Source organism: Vibrio sp. V19_P1S1T109 (genome assembly GCF_002241375.1).
Taxonomy (GTDB): domain Bacteria; phylum Pseudomonadota; class Gammaproteobacteria; order Enterobacterales; family Vibrionaceae; genus Vibrio; species Vibrio anguillarum.
The window spans coordinates 1-10,438 of the sequence record NZ_NDIM01000239.1 but is presented as its reverse complement, the minus strand read 5'-3'; the positions used below and the strand labels follow the sequence as shown (position 1 = coordinate 10,438).

Below are 10,438 nucleotides of genomic sequence, written 5' to 3'. Positions count from 1 at the left end.
ATTAATATAATAATGAATACAGCTTTCTGCGATAAAGATTTGCCACACTATTTCCTTGTCCAAGAGCACTTAAGATGTCCATAAACACTTTTTTGAGCCCGCCATCGAGGCAATTGAGGTCGCTTTGTAAAAATGACCATAACAGCTCGAGAGCTTCTTCATTACGGTTAACTTGATGATATTGAAGCGCTAACTCACTTGCTATGTGAGCGTTGTTTGGCTCAGCGGAAAAAATCTCTTCTAATGCTTGAATCTCTGGGCTGTCAGCGGCTTGCTTGTGCAGCTCCAGTTTGGCGATTAAGCCTTTGTAGTAACCATCTTGATACTCTAGTGGGATGCGTTCCAGTTCTGTTTCTGCCGCTTCATACTGCTGAGTTTCCAGAAACACATCAGCGAGGGCCAGTTTGACCTCTGCTTTTGCTTTCATATCGTCAGGTAGACTTAGTAGCAAGGGTAGTGCTTGCGAATGTTGTGTTTGCTCTATCAGTGTTAAGGCTTGCTGTAGCGCAACTTCATCGTGGCTTGGCAAATGTTTGTTTAACATTACACTCACTGTTTCTATGGTCTGAGCACCTGCTAAACCGTCGACCGCTTGACCATTAATAAACAGAGCGATTGTTGGCAGGGTTTGAACACCAAATTGCGCTGCCACTTGCTGTTCTTGCTGGCAGTTGAGAAGAGCCAATGTGAATGCGCCACTGTGTTGTTGCGCTACGCTTTGTAATTCAGGAATGAGTTGTACGCTCTCTTGATTTATGGGTGCCCAAAAATAAAAGAGAATAGGAGTCTCAACTGAGCGTTCGAACACCTCTCGAAAGTTGTGCTGATTGACCTCAACGATGTAAGGTGATTGCATGATATTTTCCTTGCGATAATCAAGTTTATAGTCTTAGAAATAGGGGTAAAAATTGGAATATCAAGGGCAAATGAAAAACGCTACCGTTAAAGTAGCGTTTTTTATCTCTCAAAGAGAGGGCAAGCAAAGGTGTCTATAATATTAAAAATAGTGTCAGCGCAACACCGACACTGAGCCAATTTAATTGGTGTAATGTCATATTCGTCGTACCACATGTAACGCTTTATATTGGATTAACTGGGATATCCAGAGTTGGATCATGTCACATGAATGTTACGAATTAATGACAATTAAGTTGGTTGTACTACTTTATGCAACCGTCGGTTTATCCACTGATAAGTATCGCTTTTGTCATTATCGTATACCTTGCTATGCACAAAAAATATAGGCCAGTTTTGGTTAAGCACGATGTTGTAATATATTTTTCAACGCAGGTTCTAGGTGTGAAAACTGGAAGTGAAATCCTAGCTCGGTTAGCTTTTTAGGTTTTGCTCTAATACTGTCAAACAGTAAAACAGCCGCTTCACCCATTGCAAGGTTTAGAACCCATTTGGGAGTGAATAGTATGTGTGGTCGACGTAATGTTTTCGCCAATAGCTGGCTAAAATGCTTATTAGGTACGGGGTGTGGAGCACAGAGGTTAAAAGCACCTTGTGCATGTGGCGTGTCTAATAAATAGGCTATCGCTCGTGCCATATCTAATAAGTGGATCCATGGCATATACTGTTCACCCTTACCAAGAGGGCCGCCCAAGCCTAAACGGTAAGGTGGCAGCATTTTCTTTAAAGCACCACCATCGCTAGCGAGCACGATCCCCGTACGCAATAGGCACACTCGAGTTTTTTCTGATTGCGCTTGGAGGGCGATGCGCTCCCATTTTTCGCAAACGTGATGAGGAAAACTTTGTTGGTGCACATGTAATGTTTCATCAAACGGATGAGACTGTTGGTCACCATAATAGCCGACGGCCGAGCCACTGATGAAAACGGAGGGTGGTTCAGTACTGGCATGGATGAGTTCAACTAACCGCTCTGTTATTTCCCATCGACTAGCGCAAATGATCGCTTTTTGCTGTTTGCTCCAACGTTTGTCGGCGATCGGTTCTCCTGCAAGATTGATAATGGCGTCAAATTGATTCGCGTCTTTTAAACTCGCTAGGGAGGTCAGGTAGGTGATACTACCTTTGTCTACATGGGCGAGCTGCTGCTTAGCTCGCTCTATATCGCGCGTGAGGAGGTAGATATTGTGCGTGAAAATCTGTTTCATCAGCTCTTTACCGATAAAGCCAGTCCCTCCCGTTAATAGTATTTTCATGTTTCTACCTCATTGGTCTGTGCGATATCACCTAAATGGTGGTGATGAGAACGATAGCCATGTTGGTTAAGTGGCGATACTTGTTTGCCATCTAACCTAATATAGGAAACTTATTTAGCATACGTGAATTGTTCGTGGTGATAAATGACAATGTTTATCCATAGCTAAAGATGACGAAGTGTGCTGAAATTCGTACAATCTGTAGCTCCAAAATACGGAGATAAAAGTATGAAGTTGTTTTTTGCTTCGGATTTACACGGTTCACTGCCTGCTACTGAAAAAGTACTCAGTCTATTTGAACAGTCAGGTGCAGACACTTTAGTACTGCTAGGAGACCTTTTAAATCATGGTCCGCGTAATCCTATACCTGATGGGTATAATCCGACCGCAGTGGCGGAGTGCTTGAATCGATGGGCGCCGCATATTGTGGCGGTCAGAGGCAATTGTGATAGCGAAGTCGACCAAATGCTGCTCGACTTTCCGATGATGATGGATTTTTGTTGGGTAGTTTTGGAGTCAGGAACTCGTTTTTTCTTAACGCATGGCCATCAATATAATGCTCAAAATAGGCCACCATTAAAAAAAGGTGATGTTTTGATCCATGGCCACTCGCACATCCCGATGGCGCAAGGTCAAGATGATGTCATTATTGTCAACCCGGGGTCCGCGACCTTTCCACGTAATGAATTTCCCCCAAGCTACGCTATTTATACGGATGGATTATTTCAAGTAATAGGGCTAGAGGGGCAAGGACTAGCGCAATATCGTTTAGCGACTAGCTCTTAAACCGGTCGCTATCTGATTTACCTGTTGTCTGAATGACCCAGATCTCGCTCTGGGTCAATGATATCTCGGACTCGTTGCTTAAGAACTTTTGCTTCAGGGAAACCACCATCATGTTTACGTTCCCAAATACGTTGTCCATTGCACATGATTTCAAATCGTCCCCCTGTATCAGGGTAGAGACGCACAGATTCAATTTCTTCACTAAAAGTATGCAGTAACTCTTGGCTTAGCCAAGTGGCTCGAAGCATCCAATTACACTGGCGGCAATAGTAGATCTCAATATTGGCTTTTTCCATGGTGTACCTTTTGTGAAGAAGTAAGGGCGATTCGCAACAAAGGACCTTTCGACCCTTCAGTAAAGTTACAGATTACTCGATGGCTAATTGATAAACAGCACTGTCGAACCATGGCTTAGGCTGGTGAGCAATAATGTTTTTTCATTGACGACATCAATACGTCGACTTTGTTGAGCATCCATCTTGAAAAATTGAGTAATCAATTCTAGTTGCTCAGGGGTAAAATCCTTACTTTGACTAGAACTAATGTTTTTAAATTCTCTAGGCGATATCAATAAGTAGCTATCACTGATATCCCAGGTGCCGGTTTCTGAGATATTAATGAAACTTTCACTTTCACCACCCACGGCGAATAACTTCACATTTGACATTCTAATATAAGTACCGTTAGGTAAATATTTTACATTCGAATTGACATCAACCCGACGGATTGGCCCAACAGAATCATTCTGTTGACTGTGTTTTACCACAGTGACCATTTTAGATTGCCATTCTTGCGCCGTTAGGATTTGTTCTATTTTTAAATCACTGCCCCAGTATAACCAACTACTGAATAGTGCAGAGATAGCTAAGATGAGGGTTGCCACTTTTGGATTCATATTTATGCCCTTATTTACACACGTTGGCCAAATCATCTTGGTTAGCTAAAATTCGTAAAGTGACATTTTCACCCGAGAACTCAGAACTATGGATGTAATTCAATACGAGCTGATTATTTTGACCACCAGTCGCAATCACCTGCTTAGGTGCCAGTTCTCCAGTATGTGATTCATTGTATTTTTTTACGCATTTTTCAATAGAAGGTAACCATTTGTTTAGGTCTGGATGATTGATGGGCGTATTCACAACTATGTTGTTATAAACCGCAATCTGTTTAAATTTTGATTGTGCAGGGCTAGTCAATAGGAGAGCCAGGATAGGTAAGAAAAGAGCCACAACCAACATCAATTTGCTTTGCAGTGTTACCTTTTCTTTCCCTATTTTTACTTTCGCGAGTGGATCTGTCGTCACGGTTCGGGATGTTGTCTCTTCGGGTTGCGAAGTGGTATCCGCGTCAATGTCTTGGATAGACTCACTGGCCAGTAACGGTTCCTCTTCAGGCTCGTTGGTGGTGTTTTTTTGTGAGTAGGGGGTTGCTCGAGTCACCGAGGCGATCATTTGATAACCTCGTTTCGGCACGGTTTTGACAAATTCTGGTGATTTGGTTTGATCTTTCAACATCTTACGAAGTGTTGAAATCGCTTGAGTTAAGCTTGAGTCATCAACTTCAAAACCTTGTTCACGCCAAACAAACTCATGCAGTTCATGGCGTGTAATGACTTCATTTGGGCGTTCACAAAGTAGAAGTAAAATTCGACTTTCGTTACTACCAAGGCGAACAGCCTCTTGTTCGTTTTCTTGTTCAAGCAAAGAGTTACTATTGGGATCAAACGTGAATCGGTTAGCAAGGATGAATTTTGTGCCTATGTTACTCATGATAATCTTCTTATTGTTGGCATGTTTAACCGTCCATCAACCTAGCCTGCTTGGGGAAGCAATTGATGAAACATTATGCTAGTTTTTATTTTCTTTGATAAAAATTACGGCAAGCATAATCAAAATAAATGAAAAAAACAGTGTTTTTATGATTATTGACCTTGAATTTACAATTGCCAGCCTCATCTTACTAGCAAATCATCCTTGGTTGCACACTCTGTGTGTGAATGAAAATAACTCAGATGTTATGGAGCTAGTATGAGCGAAACGGCTACTACCAATAAAGAAACTCGTGGTTTTCAATCTGAAGTCAAACAGTTACTTCATCTTATGATTCACTCTCTTTATTCCAATAAAGAGATCTTCCTTCGCGAATTAATTTCAAATGCCTCTGATGCTGCGGATAAACTTCGTTTTCAAGCGTTGTCTAATGCCGATTTATATCAAGGTGATGCCAACTTAGGCGTTAAATTATCGTTTGATACCCAAGCGAATACGCTGACCATTTCAGATAACGGTATTGGTATGAGCCGCGAAGATGTCATTGAACATCTCGGTACGATTGCAAAATCCGGCACAGCGGAGTTTTTCTCTAAACTATCCCAAGATCAATCTAAAGACTCTCAGCTTATCGGTCAGTTTGGGGTGGGTTTTTACTCGGCCTTCATCGTCGCTGATGCGGTCACTGTAAGAACTCGCGCTGCGGGTTTACCTGCTAACGAAGCAGTTCAATGGTATTCACAAGGTGAAGGTGAATATACAGTAGAAAGCATTAATAAAGAGTCTCGTGGAACCGATATCATTTTGCACATGCGAGAGGAAGGCAAAGAGTTCCTTTCTGAATGGCGTCTGCGTGATGTGATTTCTAAATATTCAGACCACATTGGAATTCCAGTTTCTATCCAAACCAAGGTTCGTGATGACGAAGGTAATGAGACTGAAGAGACCCAGTGGGAACAAATCAACAAAGCACAGGCGTTGTGGACGCGTTCTAAGTCAGAAATCAGTGATGAAGAGTATCAAGAGTTCTATAAGCACGTTTCCCATGATTATGCTGACCCACTGGTGTGGAGCCATAACCGTGTAGAAGGTAAAAACGATTATACCAGCCTACTTTATATTCCAGCGAAAGCACCTTGGGATATGATGAATCGTGATCATAAATCAGGCTTGAAACTTTATGTTCAGCGTGTATTTATCATGGATGATGCTGCGCAATTTATGCCGTCCTACTTGCGCTTTGTACGTGGCTTAATCGACTCAAACGATTTACCGCTTAATGTTTCACGCGAGATTTTACAAGATAACAAGGTGACTCAATCATTGCGTAATGCTTGTACCAAGCGTGTATTGACCATGCTTGAACGTATGGCGAGCAATGATGCTGATAAATATCAAACCTTCTGGAAAGAGTTTGGTTTGGTACTCAAAGAGGGGCCTGCAGAAGATTTTGCTAATAAAGAGAAGATCGCCAGCCTATTGCGCTTCGCCTCGACCGAGGTTGACTCAGCAGAGCAAACGGTTAGTTTAGCGGCTTATGTTGAACGGATGAAAGAGGGGCAGGATAAAATCTACTACCTCACCGCCGATAGCTATGCAGCGGCCAAAAATAGCCCACACCTAGAGCAGTTTAAAGCCAAAGGTATCGAAGTTATTTTAATGTTTGATCGCATTGATGAGTGGTTGATGAACTACCTCACTGAGTTTGATGGAAAAATGTTCCAATCCATCACCAAAGCAGGGCTAGATCTGAGCCAGTTCGAAGATGAAGCGGAAAAAGAGAAGCATAAAGAGACTGAAGAAGAGTTTAAATCGGTGGTTGAACGTACGAAGCAGTACCTTGGCGATCGTGTCAAAGAGGTTCGAACTACCTTTAAACTGGCAAGTACTCCAGCGGTTGTTGTGACCGACGATTATGAGATGGGTACGCAGATGGCAAAATTGCTTGCTGCGGCTGGTCAACCGGTACCAGAGGTGAAGTATATTTTGGAACTTAACCCTGAACATGCGTTAGTGAAACGGATGGCCGATGAAGCGGATGAGCAAGTATTTGGTCGCTGGGTTGAAGTTTTACTAGGTCAAGCGACGCTTGCTGAGCGTGGTTCGATGGAAGATCCGTCACAATTCCTAACCGCAATTAATCAGCTTTTGACTAAGGTTGAATAGCTAACTGGCTAACAAAAAGCTCGCAACTGCGAGCTTTTTGCTTTGAATAGCGATTCTCTGCTGAGAACGAGCGATATTTTAGGCAAACTTGCAGCGAACATCCGGCCAAGATTATATTCTTTAGTCTTAATCTGGTTAGTCGCTTAAATTTGTATGTTAGAATGCATCGCTTGAATGCGATCGGTAAGCTGTGTATGTTGCTTGCCGAATTATTATTCACTCATCTCATTACCGTTATACCGAAACTTACCGTTGGTTTTAAGTCTCATCTGGTTGTGAGCTTCGGTATAAATCATAATTTTCTAAAGAGGATTAAACATGCGCATCATTCTTCTAGGTGCTCCCGGTGCAGGTAAAGGCACTCAAGCTCAATTCATCATGGAGAAGTACGGTATTCCACAAATCTCTACTGGTGATATGTTACGTGCTGCGATTAAAGCAGGTACTGAACTTGGCAAAAAAGCGAAATCAGTGATTGATGCTGGTCAACTTGTTTCTGATGAAATCATCCTTGGCTTAATCAAAGAACGCATCACCCAAGCCGATTGTGAAAAGGGCTTTTTACTCGATGGTTTTCCTCGCACGATTCCTCAAGCTGATGGCTTAAAAGTAATGGGTATTAATGTTGACTATGTGATTGAGTTTGATGTTGCCGATGACGTTATTGTTGAGCGTATGGCGGGACGTCGTGCTCACTTGGCTTCTGGTCGTACCTACCACGCCATTTACAACCCGCCAAAAGTGGAAGGTAAAGATGACGTCACAGGTGAAGATCTTGTCGTTCGTGATGATGACAAAGAAGAAACCGTTCGTGCTCGTTTAGGTGTTTACCACGAGCAAACAGCGCCACTGATCACTTACTACGGTAAAGAAGCACAAATGGGTAATACGAAATACCTAAAATTTGATGGCACTAAGCCAGTTGCTCAAGTTAGCGCTGATATTGAGAAAGCATTAGCATAATTGGCTCAGTATAGGCTTGTTAACTTTGTTATAGTGAAAGCGACCGAAAGGTCGCTTTTTTTATGAACTTTCCTACCGCAAATTCGTACTCAATAATTAACAATGAAATGGATGAATGGAAGTAATGCAAAATAATCAAAAACAGGGTGTGCTATTGGTTAACTTGGGAACGCCGAGTGAACCGACGGCATCGGCAGTAAAACGATTTTTAAGCCAATTTTTACATGACCAACGTGTGGTTGATATGAGTCGTTGGATCTGGTGTCCATTATTACATGGTGTGATTCTTCCGCTGCGAGCCCCCAAGGTTGCTAAGTTATATCAATCAGTCTGGATGGAAGAAGGCTCTCCTTTGATGGTGTACTCTAAACGCCAAGTGCAAGCGTTAGAACAGTATCTCGGTACACCAGTGGAACTTGGTATGACCTATGGTTCACCAAGCCTTTTAGAGGGTATCAACACATTATTGGAGCGTGGTGTTGAAGAGATTGTGGTGCTGCCTCTGTACCCTCAATATTCTGGTACTACTACGGCTGCCGTGTTTGATGGCCTTGCCAAAGCGATGAAACGTATCCCTGTGACGCCCAATTTACGTTTTATTCGTGATTATCATAATCACCCTGCTTATATACGATCTTTGGCGAGTAAAGTCCGTGACTCTTGGCAACGTAACGGGCAAGGTGACTATTTGCTTTGTTCCTACCACGGTATCCCTAAGCGATACGCCGATAACGGTGATATCTACCCACAGCACTGCCAAAAAACCACAGAACTTTTGGCACAAGAACTTGGTTTGAATGCTGACCAAATCGGCATGACCTACCAGTCTATTTTTGGACGTGAAGAGTGGCTACAGCCTTATACGGATAAAACATTAGAGGCTCTGCCAAGCCGCGGTATTAAAAAGTTGGATATCATCACACCCGCCTTCTCGGTGGATTGTTTAGAAACCCTAGAAGAGATAGCTGAGCAAGGTAAAGAAACTTTTATTCACGCTGGTGGAGAATTGTTTACCTACATTGAGTGCCTAAATGATTCGGCAATGCATACAGAAATGATGGCTTCCTTAGTTAAGCGCTGATGAGTTGAATTCTTTTCTAGTACAAAAACGGTCACTATAGCGTGACCGTTTGTCATTATTATTCTTGAATTACTACTAGGTATATTTGAAGCTAAACCAACTGAGTTTGTTGCTCTTCAATTTCTTCAGCGTAGCTTGTCGCTCTTTCTGCACCGTGCATCCAACGAACGAGCGTGTTAGAGCACAACAGTAAAATGACGCCGCCAATGGTTGCTGTTACTGCAATACCGCTGAAGATAGCCATCGCACCAAGCTCTCCCACATGAGAACCTACATGGCCTGCTACATAATTCGCGATTGCGTTACAACCGAACCATGCTCCCATCATTAATGAAGCAAGGCGTAGTGGGGCTAGTTTAGTGACAAGCGATAGACCAATTGGTGATAGACACAGTTCACCCAAGGTATGAAAGAAGAAAGCACCGACAAGCCATAGCATTGATGTTTTTACGGTAGTGTCACCACCTTGCTCCATAACCGCACCAACCATACATAGGAAGCCTAGGGCTAAGAAGAACATCGCTAATGCAAACTTCATTGGCGAGTTTGGTTCACGCTTACCTAATTTTACCCATAATACGGCTAATACAGGGGCAAGAGTAATAATGAAAAATGGATTTAACGATTGGAACCAAGCCGCAGGTATCTCAAAACCGCCCATCATACGATCAGTGTATTGCTGCGTGTAAATGTTCATTAAACCACCAGCCTGTTCGAAACCCGCCCAGAAAACAATAGTAAACAAACTCATCACAAGGATAACTTTGATACGATCTACTTCTGCTTTCGTTAGTGGTTCTTTATTTGCTGATTTTTTCAGTTTTAGATCGCGCTTAGCTGCTGGTTCGCGGCCAATATTACCAAGCCATGATTGAGCCATTGCCATTTGCATCACAAGGCTGATCAGCATACCAATACCAGCGGCCACAAAACCGGCTTTCCAACCAAATGAGTTAGTAACTGAACCAGAGATCACACCAGCAAGTAGCGCACCTAAATTGATCCCCATGTAGAAGATGGTGAACGCGCCATCACGACGGTTATCACCTTCATTATATAGGTCACCAACCATTGTTGAGATATTGGGCTTAAATAGACCGTTACCACAGATAAGCAGTGCAAGGCCTAAATAGAAAGTGTGTAGAGAGCCAATGCCTAGCACATCTGCAGGTAGTGCTAGCGTAAATTGGCCAATGGCCATTAACGCTCCACCCAATAAAATAGAACGGCGTTGCCCAAGGTAGTTGTCTGCAAGGTAACCACCAATAAGCGGTGTGATGTAGACTAGCCCTGTATAGGTGCCGTAAAGATCGAGTGCATCTTTAGTCGACCAACCTAGACCGCCATTCATCGTTGCGTCTGTAAGATAAAGTACCAAAATGGCGCGCATCGCATAATACGAAAAACGCTCCCATAGCTCTGTGCCAAAAAGTAAAAATAGGCCCCTTGGGTGCCCAAAGTATTGATGTTGGTTTGTCATAAGAATTATTAGTATTTGAG

At 42.8% G+C, this 10,438-nt stretch carries 10 protein-coding genes; 4 read left to right on the top strand and 6 right to left on the bottom strand.

Translation table 11 applies throughout. From position 1 onward, the window contains the following. Position 1: 1 nt before the first annotated feature. Both B9J87_RS11995 and B9J87_RS11990 read right to left on the bottom strand, forming a co-directional pair. Positions 2-856, bottom strand: coding sequence for a thioredoxin family protein (locus B9J87_RS11995; protein ID WP_094150913.1), 855 nt, complete (start codon positions 854-856; stop codon positions 2-4). A gap of 399 nt (positions 857-1,255) precedes the next feature. Then, positions 1,256-2,170, bottom strand: coding sequence for a TIGR01777 family oxidoreductase (locus tag B9J87_RS11990; protein ID WP_013857312.1), 915 nt, complete (start codon positions 2,168-2,170; stop codon positions 1,256-1,258). Between the two features lie 228 nt (positions 2,171-2,398). On the opposite strand from B9J87_RS11990, the gene yfcE reads away from it, so the two are divergent. Continuing rightward, positions 2,399-2,956 carry a phosphodiesterase gene (gene yfcE, locus B9J87_RS11985; protein ID WP_026028955.1) on the top strand — a complete coding sequence of 186 codons (558 nt, stop codon included), beginning with the start codon at positions 2,399-2,401 and terminating at the stop codon, positions 2,954-2,956. A gap of 17 nt (positions 2,957-2,973) precedes the next feature. On the opposite strand, the gene B9J87_RS11980 is transcribed toward yfcE, so the two are convergent. From B9J87_RS11980 to B9J87_RS11970, 3 genes are all read right to left on the bottom strand, one after another. Continuing rightward, entirely contained in the window at positions 2,974-3,252 is a 279-nt protein-coding gene (locus B9J87_RS11980) for a SelT/SelW/SelH family protein (protein ID WP_017045494.1), read from the bottom strand. An 83-nt stretch (positions 3,253-3,335) separates the two neighbouring features. Continuing rightward, a complete protein-coding gene (locus tag B9J87_RS11975) occupies positions 3,336-3,851 on the bottom strand; it encodes a regulatory protein ToxS (RefSeq protein ID WP_176428555.1) in 516 nt (171 codons plus the stop codon). A 10-nt stretch (positions 3,852-3,861) separates the two neighbouring features. After that, on the bottom strand, positions 3,862-4,728 hold the full coding sequence (locus tag B9J87_RS11970) for a winged helix-turn-helix domain-containing protein (RefSeq protein WP_094145383.1): 867 nt from the start codon (positions 4,726-4,728) through the stop codon (positions 3,862-3,864). Between the two features lie 258 nt (positions 4,729-4,986). On the opposite strand from B9J87_RS11970, the gene htpG reads away from it, so the two are divergent. The 3 genes from htpG (at position 4,987) to hemH (ending at position 8,938) form a co-directional block, all read left to right on the top strand. Next, entirely contained in the window at positions 4,987-6,894 is a 1,908-nt protein-coding gene (gene htpG, locus B9J87_RS11965; RefSeq protein ID WP_013857307.1) for a molecular chaperone HtpG, read from the top strand. A 318-nt stretch (positions 6,895-7,212) separates the two neighbouring features. Then, positions 7,213-7,857, top strand: coding sequence for an adenylate kinase (adk, locus tag B9J87_RS11960; protein ID WP_094150911.1), 645 nt, complete (start codon positions 7,213-7,215; stop codon positions 7,855-7,857). 115 nt (positions 7,858-7,972) lie between these two features. Continuing rightward, positions 7,973-8,938: a ferrochelatase gene (gene hemH, locus B9J87_RS11955; protein WP_094150909.1), complete on the top strand. Its 966-nt coding sequence runs from the start codon at positions 7,973-7,975 to the stop codon at positions 8,936-8,938. A 91-nt stretch (positions 8,939-9,029) separates the two neighbouring features. On the opposite strand, the gene B9J87_RS11950 is transcribed toward hemH, so the two are convergent. Continuing rightward, on the bottom strand, positions 9,030-10,418 hold the full coding sequence (locus B9J87_RS11950; RefSeq protein WP_094150907.1) for a peptide MFS transporter: 1,389 nt from the start codon (positions 10,416-10,418) through the stop codon (positions 9,030-9,032). Positions 10,419-10,438 lie beyond the last annotated feature (20 nt).